15 protein-coding genes are annotated in these 15,875 nt (G+C 55.6%); 1 reads left to right on the top strand and 14 read right to left on the bottom strand.

Going from position 1 to position 15,875, the window contains the following annotated elements; genetic code table 11:
* Positions 1–7: 7 nt before the first annotated feature.
* The 8 genes from mrdB to leuS form a co-directional block, all read right to left on the bottom strand.
* The gene (gene mrdB, locus HCH49_RS10555) at positions 8–1,120 is read right to left on the bottom strand and encodes a peptidoglycan glycosyltransferase MrdB (protein WP_023310746.1); all 1,113 of its coding nucleotides are present in this window, start codon (positions 1,118–1,120) and stop codon (positions 8–10) included.
* A 2-nt stretch (positions 1,121–1,122) separates the two neighbouring features.
* Entirely contained in the window at positions 1,123–3,024 is a 1,902-nt protein-coding gene (gene mrdA, locus HCH49_RS10550) for a peptidoglycan DD-transpeptidase MrdA (RefSeq protein ID WP_023310747.1), read from the bottom strand.
* A gap of 28 nt (positions 3,025–3,052) precedes the next feature.
* A complete protein-coding gene (gene rlmH / locus HCH49_RS10545; RefSeq protein ID WP_023310748.1) occupies positions 3,053–3,520 on the bottom strand; it encodes a 23S rRNA (pseudouridine(1915)-N(3))-methyltransferase RlmH in 468 nt (155 codons plus the stop codon).
* A 3-nt stretch (positions 3,521–3,523) separates the two neighbouring features.
* Entirely contained in the window at positions 3,524–3,841 is a 318-nt protein-coding gene (rsfS, locus tag HCH49_RS10540) for a ribosome silencing factor (RefSeq protein ID WP_023334893.1), read from the bottom strand.
* A gap of 269 nt (positions 3,842–4,110) precedes the next feature.
* On the bottom strand, positions 4,111–4,776 hold the full coding sequence (gene nadD, locus HCH49_RS10535; RefSeq protein ID WP_221702645.1) for a nicotinate-nucleotide adenylyltransferase: 666 nt from the start codon (positions 4,774–4,776) through the stop codon (positions 4,111–4,113).
* Positions 4,769–5,800 carry a DNA polymerase III subunit delta gene (holA, locus tag HCH49_RS10530; RefSeq protein WP_064673642.1) on the bottom strand — a complete coding sequence of 344 codons (1,032 nt, stop codon included), beginning with the start codon at positions 5,798–5,800 and terminating at the stop codon, positions 4,769–4,771. The genes nadD and holA overlap by 8 nt, the downstream gene beginning before the upstream one ends.
* Positions 5,800–6,369 (bottom strand): LPS assembly lipoprotein LptE, encoded by a 570-nt coding sequence (gene lptE / locus HCH49_RS10525; protein ID WP_039261260.1) that lies wholly within the window; start codon positions 6,367–6,369, stop codon positions 5,800–5,802. The genes holA and lptE overlap by 1 nt, the downstream gene beginning before the upstream one ends.
* Before the next feature lie 14 nt (positions 6,370–6,383).
* Positions 6,384–8,966, bottom strand: a complete 2,583-nt coding sequence (gene leuS / locus HCH49_RS10520; RefSeq protein WP_221702644.1) for a leucine--tRNA ligase — start codon at positions 8,964–8,966, stop codon at positions 6,384–6,386.
* A gap of 214 nt (positions 8,967–9,180) precedes the next feature.
* On the opposite strand from leuS, the gene HCH49_RS10515 reads away from it, so the two are divergent.
* The gene (locus HCH49_RS10515; RefSeq protein ID WP_032661386.1) at positions 9,181–9,663 is read left to right on the top strand and encodes a zinc ribbon-containing protein; all 483 of its coding nucleotides are present in this window, start codon (positions 9,181–9,183) and stop codon (positions 9,661–9,663) included.
* Between the two features lie 57 nt (positions 9,664–9,720).
* On the opposite strand, the gene rihA is transcribed toward HCH49_RS10515, so the two are convergent.
* The 6 genes from rihA to lnt form a co-directional block, all read right to left on the bottom strand.
* Positions 9,721–10,662 carry a pyrimidine-specific ribonucleoside hydrolase RihA gene (rihA, locus tag HCH49_RS10510; RefSeq protein ID WP_045887719.1) on the bottom strand — a complete coding sequence of 314 codons (942 nt, stop codon included), beginning with the start codon at positions 10,660–10,662 and terminating at the stop codon, positions 9,721–9,723.
* A 120-nt stretch (positions 10,663–10,782) separates the two neighbouring features.
* A complete protein-coding gene (locus tag HCH49_RS10505; RefSeq protein WP_014883001.1) occupies positions 10,783–11,508 on the bottom strand; it encodes an amino acid ABC transporter ATP-binding protein in 726 nt (241 codons plus the stop codon).
* Positions 11,508–12,182, bottom strand: coding sequence for a glutamate/aspartate ABC transporter permease GltK (gltK, locus tag HCH49_RS10500; RefSeq protein ID WP_014883002.1), 675 nt, complete (start codon positions 12,180–12,182; stop codon positions 11,508–11,510). The genes HCH49_RS10505 and gltK overlap by 1 nt, the downstream gene beginning before the upstream one ends.
* The gene (locus tag HCH49_RS10495; protein ID WP_023310756.1) at positions 12,182–12,922 is read right to left on the bottom strand and encodes an amino acid ABC transporter permease; all 741 of its coding nucleotides are present in this window, start codon (positions 12,920–12,922) and stop codon (positions 12,182–12,184) included. Before HCH49_RS10495 ends, gltK begins: the two co-directional genes overlap by 1 nt.
* 155 nt (positions 12,923–13,077) lie before the next feature.
* Positions 13,078–13,983 (bottom strand): amino acid ABC transporter substrate-binding protein, encoded by a 906-nt coding sequence (locus HCH49_RS10490; RefSeq protein ID WP_008501049.1) that lies wholly within the window; start codon positions 13,981–13,983, stop codon positions 13,078–13,080.
* A 352-nt stretch (positions 13,984–14,335) separates the two neighbouring features.
* Positions 14,336–15,874 carry an apolipoprotein N-acyltransferase gene (lnt, locus tag HCH49_RS10485; RefSeq protein WP_221702643.1) on the bottom strand — a complete coding sequence of 513 codons (1,539 nt, stop codon included), beginning with the start codon at positions 15,872–15,874 and terminating at the stop codon, positions 14,336–14,338.
* Position 15,875: the final 1 nt, after the last annotated feature.

The raw sequence follows: 15,875 nt of genomic DNA, 5'->3' as shown, positions 1-15,875 counted from the left end.
CTTATTTTTATACGCTTTTTGACAACATTTTTCTGTGGGTATGGATCGACATCACGATACCAAACCCGGCCATCAACACGATCAGTGCCGAGCCTCCGTAACTCACCAGCGGCAGCGGTACGCCTACCACCGGCAGAATACCACTCACCATACCAATATTTACGAAGACATAAACGAATAAAATCAGCATCAACCCGCCGGCCATGACGCGACCAAAGGTGGTTTGCGCGCGTGCTGCAATCCACAATCCCCGCATGATCAGCAGTACGTACAGCGCCAGCAATATTAAGATGCCAACCAGCCCCAGCTCTTCCGCCAGTACGGCGAAGATAAAGTCGGTGTGGCGTTCCGGTAAAAATTCCAGCTGCGACTGCGTGCCGTGCAGCCAGCCTTTACCGCGCAGGCCGCCGGAGCCAATCGCAATCTTGGACTGAATAATATGATAGCCCGCGCCCAGCGGATCGGTTTCCGGATCGAGCAGCATCATGACGCGCTGGCGCTGGTAATCATGCATCAGGAAGAACCAGAGGATAGGAATGAACGCTGCAATCAGCACCACCGCGATACCAATCAGGCGCCAGCTCAGTCCCGACAGGAAAAGGACAAACAGGCCGGAAAGGGCGATAAGAATTGAGGTGCCAAGGTCAGGCTGAGCCGCAACCAGCAGCGTCGGCAGGAAAATCAGCACCAGCGCGATGGCGGTATTTTTCAGAGACGGCGGACAGACGTCGCGGTTGATAAAGCGTGCCACCATCAATGGAACGGCGATTTTGGCAATTTCCGAGGGCTGGAAGCGGACAACGCCCAGATCCAGCCAGCGCTGCGCCCCTTTTGAAATGGCGCCAAACGCATCTACCGCAACCAGCAAAATAATACAGAAGATGTAGAGATATGGCGCCCAGCCTTCGTAGACGCGCGGCGGGATTTGCGCCATCACCACCATGATGATCAGACCCATGGCGATCTGGCCGATTTTGCGCTCCATCATGCCGATGTCCTGGCCGCTGGCGCTCCAGATAACCAGGGCGCTGTATACCAGCAGAGCCAGCAGGATCAGCAGCATGGCTGGGTCGATGTGGATTTTATCCCACAGCGATTTTTTATTTGGATTATCCGTCATGATTATTGGTCCTCCGCCGCAGCGGCGGCCGGGTTTTCAGCCGGCAGTTCGGTATTGTTATCACCCAGCATAATGTGGTCAAGGATCTGGCGCATGATGGTACCTACTGCTGGCCCGGCACCGCCGTTCTCCAGAATCATCGCCACCGCGACCTGCGGGTTATCATAAGGGGCAAACGCCGTCATCAGCTTATGGTCACGCAGACGTTCAGCAATGCGGTGCGCGTTATAGGTTTCGTTGGCTTTCAGACCAAACACCTGCGCAGTACCGGATTTCGCGGCCACTTTGTACGGCGTACCGGCGAAGTACTTATGCGCGGTACCGTTCGGGCGGTTTGCCACGCCGTACATACCGTCTTTCGCAATTTCCCAGAAGCCGGAATGGATGTCACCCACTGGCGCCTCGTGCGGCTGATTCCACGGCACTTTTTTGCCGTCTTCAACCGTACTCTGTAGCAGATGGGGCACTTTTACCACGCCGTCATTGATGAGGATCATCATGGCTTTGTTCATCTGAATCGGCGTCGCTGTCCAGTAACCCTGGCCGATACCCACCGGAATGGTGTCACCCTGATACCACGGTTTTTTAAAGCGCTTCAGCTTCCATTCACGCGTTGGCATGTTGCCAGAACGTTCTTCTGAAAGGTCCACGCCGGTGTAATGCCCGTAGCCGAATTTGCTCATCCACTCTGACAGGCGGTCGATACCCATGTCATACGCCACCTGATAGAAGAAGGTATCCGCAGATTCCTCCAGCGATTTGGTGACGTTCAGATGACCGTGGCCCCATTTTTTCCAGTCACGATAGCGCTTATCTGAACCCGGCAGCTGCCACCAGCCCGGGTCAAAAAGGCTGGTATTACGGTTGATGACGCCGGCACTCAGCGCAGAGACCGCTACGTACGGTTTAACCGTTGATGCTGGCGGGTAAACCCCTTGCGTCGCGCGGTTCACCAGCGGCGTGTTCGGGTCATTCAGCAGACCGGAATAGTCTTTGCTGGAAATACCGTCAACGAAGAGGTTCGGGTCATAGCTAGGCATGGAGACCATTGCCAGGATACCGCCGGTACGAGGATCGGTGACCACAACGGCTGCACGGCTACCCGCCAGCAGGGTTTCGATATACTGCTGAAGCTTGAGGTCGAGCGTCAGATAGACGTCATGCCCCGCCTGAGGCGGCACTTCTTTCAGCTGGCGGATCACGCGGCCGCGGTTGTTAACCTCAACCTCTTCATAGCCGGTTTGCCCGTGCAGAACGTCTTCGTAGTAACGTTCGATCCCCAGCTTACCGATATCGTGCGTAGCAGCGTAGTTGGCCAGCTTGCCATCTTTATCAAGGCGGTCGACGTCTTTGTCGTTAATCTTGGAAACGTAGCCAATCACATGCGTCAGCGCGGAGCCGTAGGGATAGTAGCGACGCTTATATCCCTTCACTTCCACGCCGGGGAAACGGTACTGATTCACCGCAAAGCGGGCCACCTGGACTTCCGTCAAATTGGTTTTAACCGGAATCGAGGTGAAGCGGTGAGAGCGGGCGCGCTCCTTTTTGAAGGCCGCGATATCGTCATCGTTAAGGTCTACAACGCTTTTCAGCGCTTCCAGCGTATCCTGAACATTATCGACTTTTTCCGGCATCATCTCGATTTGATAGATGGTGCGGTTCAACGCCAGCGGGGTGCCGTTACGATCGTAAATAATGCCGCGGCTGGGTGCGATAGGCACCAGCTTAATACGGTTTTCGTTTGAACGCGTCTGGTAGTCGGTAAAGCGGACAATTTGCAGATTATAGAGGTTGGCGATCAGCACGCCGGTAAGCAGCAAAATCCCGGTAAAGGCGACCAGCGCCCGGCGCACAAACAGCGCGGACTCAGCCGTATAGTCGCGAAAAGAATTCTGTAGTTTCATCCGCTGCTTAATCTACCCTGGTCAGTCATTACTCGCGGTGATAGGGGTGGTTGGTAGTAATGCTCCACGCGCGATACAGGCTTTCTGCCACCAGTACCCGAACGAGCGGGTGGGGAAGCGTCAGCGCGGAGAGGGACCAACTTTGTTCAGCCGCCGCTTTGCAGGCAGGGGATAACCCTTCTGGTCCGCCAATCAACAGACTGACGTCACGACCATCCTGCTTCCAGCGCTCCAGTTCTTGCGCCAGCTGCGGCGTATCCCAGGGTTTACCTGGAATATCGAGGGTGACGATGCGGTTTTTGCCAGCGGCAGCCAGCATCAGTTCGCCCTCTTTATCGAGAATACGTTTGATATCAGCGTTCTTGCCGCGCTTCCCGGCGGGAATTTCCACCAGCTCGAACGGCATGTCTTTTGGAAAACGACGCAGATATTCAGTAAAACCGGTTTGTACCCAGTCCGGCATTTTGGTGCCGACGGCGACCAGCTGTAACTTCACGCATTAACCCCAGAGTTTTTCCAGCTCATACAGGCGACGGCTCTCGTCCTGCATGACGTGGACAATCACATCGCCGAGGTCGACTACCACCCAGTCAGCCGTCGCTTCACCTTCAACACCCAGCGGCAACAGCCCTGCTGCACGCGATTCCTGAACCACGTGATCGGCAATTGAAACAACATGACGCGTCGATGTACCGGTGCAGATGATCATGCAGTCGGTAATACTGGATTTACCCTTAACGTCGATAGCGATGATGTCCTGACCTTTCAGGTCATCAATTTTGTCAATAACAAAATCCTGGAGTGCTTTACCCTGCAAGTTTTCCCCCTGGGGTGAATGAGATTGTAAAACTTTGAATTCGTAGCCAGACAGTATACCTGAACTCACGCCTGCGTCGGGACAAATGTCTCCGGCCGGGCTTTTGAAGGCGGGTATCATCCCACCCTCCGCCTGAGATTGCATTGCCATTTTTGTAAAACAATTTCTGTAAAGCAATGATCGGCGGGAAAGTCTGGCAGCGGAGAATAACAGTATGGCTTACCCTGTCAAGGCGGGATAAACAATAAGCCGCTTTTTATGCTCTCCGGCTATTCATCTGCGCTTTTCTGATACAAACCGTGCTCATGGATATAGGCCAGCACCGGGGTCGGCAGCAGATCGTCACACGCTAAACCCTGCTGTAGACGCTCGCGAATGAGGGTTGCAGAGATATCAAACCACGGCGTTTCCGCCAGATAGATCTTCCCGGCAGGCTGGTTGTGAAGATCTTCAACATTATCGGTGAGGTGGTCTTCCAGCCACTGCTGGTACTGCTCTTCGCGCATGGTCAGCGGATAGCCGGGACGGCGGCAGACGAGCAGGTGGCTGTTCTCCAGGATGGTTTCATACTGATGCCACGTAGGGAAATTCAGCAGAGAATCCTGGCCGATGATAAAGGCAAGCGGCTGGTCTGGCCCTTGTTCGGCGCGCCACTCCTGAAGCGTCTGAGACGTCCAGGAGGGCGTGTCGCGACGCAGCTCACGCTCGTCAAGTCGGAATAGCGGTTTATCTGCGATGGCAAGGGCAAGCATCTCTTTTCGCTGCTCGCTGGTCGCCTCGGGCTGTGGACGATGGGGCGGGACATTGTTGGGCATGATGGTGACGCGCTGAAGGCCGATCAGATTCGCCAGAATTTCAACCGGCTTCAGATGCCCGTAATGTACCGGGTCGAAGGTGCCGCCATATAAGGCCTGTAAAGAATGCATGCTATCCATCAATAAAAACGTCTGCCAGCGCCTTGTGGCAGAGCAGGAGAGAAAGACTTTCCAGCTCCGCCCAGACCGACTGGCCATAATCTTGTTTTAACGTGAGCTCAGCGCGCATCAGAAGCTGAACTGCCTGACGAAGCTGTTCATGACTCAGGCGGTTGACGGCTTCGGTGATCAAAGCCCGGCGATTTTGCCACACGCGGTGTTTATCAAACAGCGAACGCAGCGGCGTATGGGCCGACTGACGCTTGAGCGTAATCAGCAGCAATAATTCGCGCTGCAGCGTACGCAGCAGAATAACCGGTTCGCTCCCTTCGAGACGCAGCTGTTGCAAAATATGCAGGGCGCGTTTGCTTTTCGCCGACAGCAGCGCGTCCACCCAGTGGAACGGCGTGAAGTGTGCCGCGTCGTTAACGGCCTGCTCGACGCGCGGCAAGGTCAGCTTGCCATCTGGCCAGAGCAGGGAGAGTCTGTCCAGCGCCTGCGCCAGGGCCAGCAGGTTACCTTCATAGCAGTAGCAGAGCAGTTGGTTCGCCGCATCATCCAGCTGAAGGTTGTTCTGCTTCGCTCTCGCTGCCACCCATTTGGGCAGATGCGCCTGTTCAGGCGTCTGACAGGTGACCTGCACCGCGTGGGCTGCGAGTTGGGTGAACCACGCCGCATTTTCCTGCGCTTTGGTGAGCTTGTTGCCGCGCACAATCAGCAGCAGATCGCTGTGAAGCAGGCTGACCAGCGTGGCCAGCTGTTCATTGATGGCCGCGTTAGGGCCGTTTTCCGGCAGCAGGATCTGAATAGTCTGGCGCGACGCAAAAAGGCTCATCGCCTGACAGAGTGAGAAGAGGGCATTCCAGTCGGTGTTGTTATCCAGCTGGACGGTGTGGTGTTCATCGAAGCCCTGAGAGGCGGCTTCATGCCGCACGGCATCCAGGCTTTCCTGAAGCAATAACGGATCGTTTCCAAGAAGCAGATACGCCGCGCGCAGCCCTTCTTTGAGCTGCGCGCGGAGTTGTTCAGGATACAGCCTGATCATCATTTACCCAGAGAGTTAGCAGCAGGAAGCGTGCCAGCAACCGGTTTTTCAACAATGTCAGAGCCTTGTCGGGTAGACGCTGCAATACCTGGCAGTTTACGGATCAGCTGTTCCGCCGCCTTGTCGTACATTTCGTTGATGATAATCTGCTGTTCGGCATCTTTTGCCAACGCCGTCTGCGGGTTATCGAAGAACGAACGGAACACTTTCGTGCTGATCGGATAGATGTCTTTACCCGGGATCAGGACCGCTGCGTTGACCGTCAGCACCATCTGATATTCAGCTGTACGACCGTCCTGGAAGATGGAGGCCGTATCTCTCGACAGACCTCCTCCGATGATACGCAGAGACGGTACATCCTGGCGCAGCGTTTGTTTCTCAACAAGCTCAACGCCGTTCAGACGCAGCTGATTACGAACTGCCCGGCTGAGTGGACCATTCGGATCCGATGAGTCGAAAATCATCGTTTTCATCTCAGCAGGCACCGCCGTGGTATTGCGCAGGTGCCAGCCACAGCCAGCGGTGACAAGCACCGCCAGTGATAAGAGTATTGTTGCCAGTTGTCGCACGTTTCCTCCCGCGCTTAGCCAACGACCAGATTGAGCAGTTTACCCGGTACGTAGATCACTTTACGTACGGTAACGCCCTCAAGATATTTTGCGACCAGAGGTTCCTGGCCCGCGCGCTCGCGAACCTGTTCTTCGGTTGCATCGACCGCCACGGTAATTTTACCGCGGACTTTGCCGTTTACCTGGACCACAACCAGCGTCGTGTTTTCCACCATCGCGGCTTCGTCAGCCTGCGGCCACGGCGCGTTGTCAATATCGCCTTCGCCTTTCAGCTCCTGCCACAGGGTGAAGCTGACGTGCGGAGTGAACGGGTTCAGCATGCGAACGACGGCCAGCAGCGCTTCACGCATTAAGGCACGATCCTGCTCACCGTCCTGCGGGGCTTTCGCCAGCTTGTTCATCAGTTCCATAATAGCCGCAATTGCGGTATTGAAGGTCTGACGACGACCAATATCATCGGTCACTTTCGCAATCGTTTTATGAACATCGCGACGCAGCGCCTGCTGATCTTCAGTCAGTGCGGTGGCGTTCAGCGCCGGGGCATCGCCCAGTGCAGTGTGTTCGTAAACCAGTTTCCAGACGCGTTTCAGGAAGCGGTTCGCCCCTTCCACGCCGGACTCCTGCCATTCCAGGGTCATGTCGGCCGGAGAGGCAAACATCATGAACAGACGCACGGTGTCCGCACCGTAACGCTCAACCATCACCTGCGGATCGATGCCGTTGTTTTTCGACTTGGACATCTTGCTCATGCCGGTGTAGACCAGTTCATGACCTTCGGCGTCTTTTGCCTTAACGATACGGCCTTTCTCGTCGCGCTCGACGATCGCATCAACCGGAGAAACCCAGTTACGCTCGCCGTTAGCACCGACGTAATAGAACGCATCTGCCAGTACCATGCCCTGACACAGCAGCTGTTTTGCTGGTTCGTCAGAGTTCACCATGCCTGCATCGCGCATCAGTTTGTGGAAGAAGCGGAAGTAGAGCAGGTGCATGATGGCGTGTTCGATGCCGCCGATATAGATATCAACCGGCAGCCAGTAGTTTGCCGCATCGGAATCGAGCATACCGTCCTGATACTGCGGGCAGGTGTAGCGCGCATAGTACCAGGATGACTCCATAAAGGTGTCAAAGGTGTCGGTTTCACGCAGCGCAGGCTGACCGTTGACGGTGGTTTTTGCCCACTCAGGATCGGCTTTGATCGGGCTGGTGATACCGTCCATGACCACGTCTTCCGGCAGGATCACCGGGAGCTGATCTTCCGGCGTTGGCATCACGGTGCCATCTTCCAGCGTCACCATTGGGATTGGCGCGCCCCAGTAACGCTGACGGGACACGCCCCAGTCGCGCAGACGGAAGTTAACTTTACGCTCGCCCACGCCCAGAGAGGCCAGCTTATCGGCGATGGCGTTGAAGCCCTCTTCGAAGCTCAGGCCGCTGAATTCACCGGAGTTGAACAGGGTGCCTTTTTCGGTCAGCGCTTGTTCGGACAGGTCGGGTTCAGAACCATCTGCGGCCAGAATAACGGCTTTAATCGGCAGGCTGTATTTGGTGGCAAACTCGTAGTCGCGCTGATCGTGTCCCGGAACGGCCATTACCGCGCCTGTACCGTACTCCATCAGCACGAAGTTCGCTGCCCAGACAGGAATCGCTTCGCCAGTCAGCGGATGCTTCGCATAGAAGCCTGTCGCGACGCCTTTTTTCTCCATCGTCGCCATGTCGGCTTCGGCCACTTTGGTGTTGCGGCACTCGTCGATGAAGGTGGCCAGCTCCGGGTTGTTCTCTGCCGCTTTCTGCGCCAGCGGGTGACCTGCGGCCACGGCCAGGTAGGTCGCGCCCATGAAGGTGTCCGGACGGGTGGTGTAGACAGTCAGGGTCTGGTCGTAGTTCTCAACGTTAAAGGTAATCTCCACGCCTTCAGAACGGCCAATCCAGTTGCGCTGCATGGTCTTAACGGTATCTGGCCAGTGGTCGAGGTTATCCAGATCGTTCAGCAGCTCATCAGCGTAAGCGGTGATTTTGATAAACCACTGTGGGATCTCTTTACGCTCAACTTTGGTGTCACAGCGCCAGCAGCAGCCGTCGATAACCTGTTCGTTCGCGAGAACGGTCTGGTCGTTCGGACACCAGTTAACGGCAGAGGTCTTCTTATACACCAGGCCTTTTTTGTACAGCTCGGTGAAGAACTTCTGCTCCCAGCGATAGTATTCCGGAGTACAGGTTGCCAGCTCGCGGCTCCAGTCATAGCCAAAGCCCAGCATTTTGAGCTGGTTTTTCATGTACGCGATGTTGTCGTACGTCCACGGTGCCGGTGCGGTGTTGTTTTTGACCGCCGCGCCTTCCGCAGGCAGACCGAACGCATCCCAGCCGATAGGCTGCAGAACGTTTTTGCCCAGCATGCGCTGGTAGCGTGCAATCACATCGCCGATGGTGTAGTTACGCACATGGCCCATGTGTAGTCGACCAGAAGGATAGGGAAGCATCGACAGGCAGTAATACTTCTCTTTGCTCTCGTCTTCGGTTACTTCAAAGGTGCGCTTCTCGTCCCAGTGTTGCTGGACTTTTGATTCTATCTCTTCCGGGCGGTATTGCTCTTGCATGGCAGCCAGTGGTCCTGTTTTCAATACAGCTACAAATGTAGCCAATGGATGTGGTAATTCAGATCCGCATAGCATAGCCCAAACGCCCGCGTCAAAACAGCCTTTCGCACAAATGCGCTTTGCAGGAATTTACCGGGTCTGTGCTTCACCTGACAAAGCGGCGATGAAATAAGGTCTATTATTAGAAATAGTTACTTACCCGGGAGGCAAAATGATGAACAAGGTTGCTCAATTTTACCGCGAACTGGTGGCGACACTGACGGAACGGCTGCGTAACGGCGAGCGAGATATCGACGCGCTGGTGGAGCAAGCGCGTGCCCGCGTGACGCAAACGGGTGAGTTAACGCGAACCGAAGTGGAAGAGGTGACGCGCGCCGTGCGTCGCGATCTGGAAGAGTTCGCGCGCAGCTACCAGGAGAGCCAGGAGGAGGTCACGGACAGCGTTTTTATGCGGGTGATTAAAGAGAGCCTGTGGCAAGAGCTGGCCGACATCACGGATAAAACGCAGCTGGAGTGGCGCGAGGTCTTTCAGGATTTGAACCATCACGGCGTGTATCACAGTGGTGAGGTGGTCGGCTTGGGAAATCTGGTGTGTGAGAATTGCCACCATCATATTGCGGTATATACGCCGGATGTCCTGCCGCTGTGTCCGAAATGCGGCCACGATCAGTTCCAGCGTCGGCCGTTTGAGCCCTAAATAAAAGCAAAACTTTCTGCTCCCTCTCCCCCTGGGAGAGGGCGGGGGGTGAGGGCATCAGGCCGCAGAATAGTAAGCCAGTCTCTCCGCCAGCAAATCCACAAACGCCTCGCGGTCGATGTCCACCATCACCGTGGTATTCGGTTTATTTCCCGTCAGCGAGTAGTAATCCACCACCGTCATTCCCTGGGTGTATTTTCCCTGCGTCTCAACACCAACCCATCTGTCCACCGTAGTGAACATCTCCGGCTTCAGTAGCCAGGCAATGGTGCACGGGTCGTGCAGCGGCGCGCCGTGGAAGCCCCATTTCTCTGCTTTGTGATATTCCATAAAGAAGTCGAGCAGCTCGGCTACGGTTGTCGCGACCGTATTACCCACGGAGCGGAATCGCTCAATATCGTCCGCCATAATCTGCGCGCGGTGGGTAACGTCCAGTCCCGCCATTACAATCGGTAAGCCGGACTGGAAGACGATTTCCGCGGCTTCCGGGTCGACAAAGATGTTGAACTCCGCCGCAGGCGTCCAGTTCCCCAGCCCCATGGCGCCACCCATAATCACAATTCGGGCAATTTTATTATGCAGCTCAGGATGGCTGTTCAGCAGCAGCGCAACGTTGGTTTGCGGTCCGGTTGCCACCAGCGTTACCGGTTCTGCACTCTCACGTAGAACCTTCGCCATCAGCTCCACGGCGGTACAGTTTTGCGGCGTGAAACCCGGCTCCGGCAGTGCCGGACCGTCCAGCCCGCTTTCACCATGAACGTTGTCGGCAATAATCAGCTCGCGCATCAGCGGCTTCACGGCCCCGCCGGCGACAGGAATGTCGGTGCGTTTGAGCAGCGTGAGCATGCGCAGCACGTTGCGCAGGGTTTTGTCCGGCGTCTGGTTTCCGGCGGACGAGGTGACGGCTTTTACCTCGAGTTCAGGGGAGGCAAGAGCGAGGACGAGCGCGATCGCGTCGTCATGACCCGGATCGCAGTCGAGAATAATAGGCTGTGCCATAGCGTTCTCCATACGTAGCGTTATTTTGTGACAAGGTTAACGCTGCAATGTGACGCCGACGAGAGGAACTGAGTGAAAGCGTGAAGCAGTGCGCAATCCGGAGATTGCGCACCGGGAAGGTTAGTGCAGGATTTTCGCGAGGAAATCTTTCGCACGCTCTGATTTCGGGTTAGCGAAGAATTCTTCTTTCGGTGAGTCTTCGACAATTTTCCCTTCGTCCATAAAGATCACGCGGTTGGCCACTTTACGGGCAAAGCCCATTTCGTGGGTCACCACCATCATGGTCATCCCTTCGTGCGCAAGCTCGACCATTACGTCCAGCACTTCGTTGATCATCTCTGGATCGAGCGCCGACGTTGGCTCATCAAACAGCATCGCCACCGGATCCATACACAGCGCGCGGGCGATCGCCACACGCTGCTGTTGGCCGCCAGAAAGCTGTGCCGGGAACTTATCTGCATGCGCCGAAAGCCCAACGCGTTCCAGGAGCTTCAGACCTTTCTCGCGCGACGCTTTTTTATCACGCTTCAGCACTTTTACCTGCGCCAGCGTCAGGTTCTCAATAATGGAGAGGTGAGGGAACAGCTCAAAGTGCTGGAACACCATGCCAACGTGAGAGCGAAGCTGGGCGAGATTAGTTTTCTTATCGTTGACTTTGGTGCCGTTGACGACGATCTCACCCTGCTGCACCGGCTCCAGTCCGTTGACGGTTTTAATCAGCGTCGATTTACCGGAGCCGGACGGCCCGCATACCACCACTACGTCGCCTTTTTTGACTTCGGTGGAGCAGTCGGTCAGCACCTGAAAGTGCCCATACCATTTAGAAACATTTTTCAGGGAAATCATTATACCGTCCTTTTCTTCAGCCAGCTGACCAACAGCGACGCGCTTAAACTAATCACAAAATAGACCGCACCCGCAAAGAGCACCATCTCGACCTGCGTACCATCACGTTCACCGATGGTTGACGCGGTACGGAAGAAGTCTGCCAGACTCAGAACGTAGACCAGCGAGGTATCCTGGAACAGCACGATGCCCTGGGTCAGCAGGAGCGGAACCATGGCGCGAAACGCCTGGGGCAGAATAATGAGCTGCATGGACTGCCAGTGCGTCATCCCGAGCGCCAGCGCGGCGCTGGATTGCCCGCGGGAGATACTCTGAATGCCCGCTCGGATAATTTCTGAGTAGTAAGCGGCCTCGAACATTGAGAACGCCACCATGGCGGAGATCAGACGGATATCGGTTTTCGGGGACAGCCCCAGCACGTTCTGCAGGAAGCCGGGCACAATCAGGTAAAACCACAGCAGCACCATCACCAGCGGGATGGAGCGGAACACGTTAACGTAGGCGGTCGCAAACCAGGCGAGCGGCTTAAAGCTCGACAGGCGCATGACGGCCAGCAGGGTACCCCAGACGATACCAATGATGATGGCAATAACGGTGATTTTTAAGGTAATCACCAGGCCATCAAGCAGGTAAGGCATGGATGGAACGATAGAACTCCAGTCAAATTCGTACATTATTTGCCCCCCAGATTACCCGGCAGGCGGATTTTGCGTTCAACCAGGTTCATCACCAGCATGATGAAAGCGTTAATCAGAACATACGCGAGCGTGATCGCGGTGAAGGATTCCCACGCGTGAGCGGAGTAATCCAGCAGCTTGCCCGCCTGCGCGGCCATATCCACCAGGCCGATAGTTGAGGCGATGGCCGAGTTTTTCACCAGGTTCATCATCTCGGAGGTCATCGGTGGAACGATAACCCGGTAGGCGTTAGGCAGCAGCACGTAGCGGTAGGTTTGGGGCAGCGTCAGGCCCATTGCCAGGCCCGCGTTTTTTTGTCCGCGCGGCAATGACTGAATGGCGGCACGCACCTGCTCGCAAACGCGCGCAGCGGTAAACAGCCCCAGACACATCATGGAGGAGACAAAGAACTGCACGTTCGGATCCAGCTCCGACTTGAACCACATGCCAATATTTTCCGGCAGCAGTTCCGGGATGACCAGATACCAGGTAAAGAATTGCACGATCAGCGGAACGTTACGGAACAGTTCCACATACAGGGTGCCAAGCGTTGAAAGAAAACGGTTAGGGACGGTGCGCAGAATACCGAACAGAGAACCGACAAGAAACGCGATAATCCACGCCGTTATCGATAGTGCCACGGTGACCTGAAAGCCGCTCCACAGCCAGCCAAGATAGGTGGTGTTGCCGAACGGGGCTTGTTGCAGGAATATGCCCCAGTTCCAGTCTATTGACATAATAAACTCCAGAAAAAAAAGGGTAGCAGCGCTACCCTCGAAGATTGGTGAGAAGCTCATTTTTCGCGCTGAGTGGGGAACGACCACTCAACGTATAGTCTGTCCATGCTTCCCGACAATCGAGAGGGCAGGAGATCCCGCCCCTGTAGTTCTAATTAGTTAAGAGCCTTGTCATTTGGAGATTTGAACAGCGCTTTCATGTCGTCAGACAGTTCAAAATTCATGTTCAGGTTTTTTGGTGGAATCGGGTTCTTGAACCATTTGTCGAACCATTTTTCCGCTTCGCCGGAGGTCTGCACCTGAGCAATGGTGTCATCGATCAGCTTTTTGAATTGCGGATCGTCTTTACGCAGCATACAGCCGTAGGCTTCTTTGGACTGCGCGGTACCGACGATATCCCAGTTGTCTGGTTTCTTCGCTTTCGCACGTTCGCCCGCCAGCAGGGCGTCATCCATCATAAACGCGACGGCACGACCGCTTTCCAGGGTACGGAAGGAGTCGCCATGGTCTTTCGCGCTGATGATGCGCATATCCATTTTCTTCTCGTCGTTCAGCTTGTGCAGCAGCACTTCTGACGTGGTACCGGAGGTCACAACAACCGCTTTGCCTTTCAGGTCAGCGAAGTCTTTGATCTCGCCGCCTTTCTTCGTCAGCAGACGGGTGCCCACGACAAAGATGGTGTCAGAGAAGGCAGCCTGTTTCTGACGCTCGAGGTTGTTGGTGGTGGAGCCACACTCGAAGTCAAAAGTGCCGTTTTGCAGCAGTGGAATACGGTTCTGTGAAGTGATTGGGATCAGCTTCACCTGCAGGTCAGGTTTGTTCAGCTTTTTCTTCACAGCTTCAACGATGGCGTTGGAGTAATCCTGTGAATAGCCCACGACTTTTTGCGTGTTGTCGTAGTAAGAGAACGGGACTGAAGATTCACGGTGGCCGACCACGATGACGCCGTTTTTGGCAATCTTGTCGAGAGTGCTGCCTGCTGCCGGAGCATCTTCAGCGTGAACCACGCCTGCAGACATTCCCATAACCAGCATTGCTGTGGCCAGTTTACGTAATTGCATACCCAACTCCTTTTTTATCAGCGCCAGCGACGCATTGATACCCATTGTGATGTTGTTATATCTCGCGCAGTGCGAGTGCAGTGTTATGCAAGCTTGTTAACATTTAGTCTGGCTTAATGTAAAGATTTTGCTGCGTTATTGTTTATTTTTGCGAAGCGCGCCGCACCATTCAGAGGCAAATATCTCCCGTTGCACCGTTTCGGTGCTACCGATGATCTACGCTGGTGCGACAAAGTTGCACGTTAAGCCAAACTGCGTTTACCTGAATAAACAAAGCAATAGGCGTGCCAGAATGGGAGTCTGGAGAAAATTGTCGGGTGGCGGCTACGCCACCCGACAACAGAAGGGAAGGTTATTTCCGACGCTGACGCAGGCTCATCAGCACCGCGCCAAAGCCGAACAGCACGGTCAGTATCCACAGCGGCCAGTTGCCGGTGCGCGCGTATGGCGTCAGCCCGGTGGTTGGCGTGACTTTAGTGGTCAGTACCTCGCGGGTAAACTGCGGGATCATCGCCTGAATTTCACCCTGCGGACCAATCACAGCCGTGATGCCGTTGTTGGTGCTGCGCAGCAGCGGACGCGCCAGCTCCAGAGAGCGCATACGTGCCATCTGGAAGTGCTGCCACGGGCCGATTGACTTACCAAACCAGGCGTCGTTGGAGATGGTCAGCAGATAGTCAGTATCCGGGCGGAAGTTATCGCGTACCTGCTCGCCGAGAATGATTTCGTAGCAGATGGCCGCCGTCAGGGCCAGGCCGTGCGCGTGCAGCTGAGGCTGTACGTACGGGCCGCGGCTGAAAGAGGACATAGGCAGGTCAAAGAACGGGGCCAGCGGGCGCAGAATCGACTCCAGTGGGACAAATTCACCAAACGGCACCAGGTGGTTCTTGTTGTACCGGTCAGTGGAGTGGTAGCTGTACTCGCTATCTTTCCCGAGCGTAATGATGCTGTTGTAGGTGTCGTAGCGGTTCTGCTGATTCAGACGCGCATCGACAATCCCGGTGATCAGCGTGCTGCCGCGCGCCAGCAGCAGGTCGTTCATCATGTTGAGGAACGGCTGCTGGTTAATTTCCAGATCGGGGATCGCAGATTCCGGCCAGATAATCAGCTGGGATTTACCCATCACCTCTTCGGTGGCGTTGGCGTAGATCTTCAGCGTATTCAGCAGCTCTTTCTCATCCCACTTCATAGACTGCGGAATATTCCCCTGCACCATGGACACCTGCAGGGTGCGCTCTGGCTCTGGCGTGAACCACTGGATATAGCGCAGCGGGAAGGGCAGGGCAAACAGCACCAGCGCCACAGCCAGCGGCTTCCAGCAGCGCTGGACCAGCGCCAGGATCAGCAGGCCGCTGACCACCATCAGCAGGAAGTTGATGGCCTCAACGCCCATTACCGGCGCCAGACCCTTCAGGGGGCCGTCAATCTGGCTGTAGCCGAACTGCAGCCACGGGAAGCCCGTCAGCACCCAGCCACGCAGGAACTCGGTTATCTGCCAGACCACCGGCGCGGCAATGGCGACGCGCAGCCAGGTGGTTTTTGGCCACAGGCGAGAAAGGATGCCGGCGAACAGACCGGTATAGAGCGAGAGATATGCGGCGAGCAATACCACCAGGAAGACGTTAACCGGGCCAGGCATACCACCAAACTGGGCGATGCTGACATAAACCCAGTTGATGCCTGAGCCAAACAGCCCCAGTCCCCAGAAGTAACCGATGGCCGCAGCCTGGACCGGACGACGATTCAGGGTCAGGCCCTGAAGCCCCATTAGGGAGAGAATGGCGGCGGGCCAGATATCGTAAGGAGAAAAAGCCAGCGTACCGCTGGCTCCGAGTAACAGCGCCAGCAGCAAACGGACGCGCTGGCGTTCAAGCAGTGGGGCAAATGCCATT

This window comes from Enterobacter sp. Y17, assembly GCF_019730495.1.
Taxonomy (GTDB): Bacteria; Pseudomonadota; Gammaproteobacteria; order Enterobacterales; family Enterobacteriaceae; genus Enterobacter; species Enterobacter asburiae_B.
This window is presented reverse-complemented; position numbering and strand designations above follow the sequence as displayed.

Bases quoted from the DNA above. Each gene is read 5' to 3' on its own strand.
- holA (WP_064673642.1), bottom strand. From the start codon at position 5,800: ATGATCAGGCTGTATCCTGAACAACTCCGCGCGCAGCTCAAAGAAGGG.
- HCH49_RS10515 (WP_032661386.1), top strand. From the start codon at position 9,181: ATGAACAAGGTTGCTCAATTTTACCGCGAACTGGTGGCGACACTGACG.
- HCH49_RS10495 (WP_023310756.1), bottom strand. From the start codon at position 12,922: ATGTCAATAGACTGGAACTGGGGCATATTCCTGCAACAAGCCCCGTTC.
- HCH49_RS10490 (WP_008501049.1), bottom strand. From the start codon at position 13,983: ATGCAATTACGTAAACTGGCCACAGCAATGCTGGTTATGGGAATGTCT.
- nadD (WP_221702645.1), bottom strand. From the start codon at position 4,776: ATGGATAGCATGCATTCTTTACAGGCCTTATATGGCGGCACCTTCGAC.
- mrdB (WP_023310746.1), bottom strand. From the start codon at position 1,120: ATGACGGATAATCCAAATAAAAAATCGCTGTGGGATAAAATCCACATC.
- mrdA (WP_023310747.1), bottom strand. From the start codon at position 3,024: ATGAAACTACAGAATTCTTTTCGCGACTATACGGCTGAGTCCGCGCTG.
- lnt (WP_221702643.1), bottom strand. From the start codon at position 15,874: ATGGCATTTGCCCCACTGCTTGAACGCCAGCGCGTCCGTTTGCTGCTG.
- rihA (WP_045887719.1), bottom strand. From the start codon at position 10,662: ATGGCACAGCCTATTATTCTCGACTGCGATCCGGGTCATGACGACGCG.
- HCH49_RS10505 (WP_014883001.1), bottom strand. From the start codon at position 11,508: ATGATTTCCCTGAAAAATGTTTCTAAATGGTATGGGCACTTTCAGGTG.
- gltK (WP_014883002.1), bottom strand. From the start codon at position 12,182: ATGTACGAATTTGACTGGAGTTCTATCGTTCCATCCATGCCTTACCTG.
- leuS (WP_221702644.1), bottom strand. From the start codon at position 8,966: ATGCAAGAGCAATACCGCCCGGAAGAGATAGAATCAAAAGTCCAGCAA.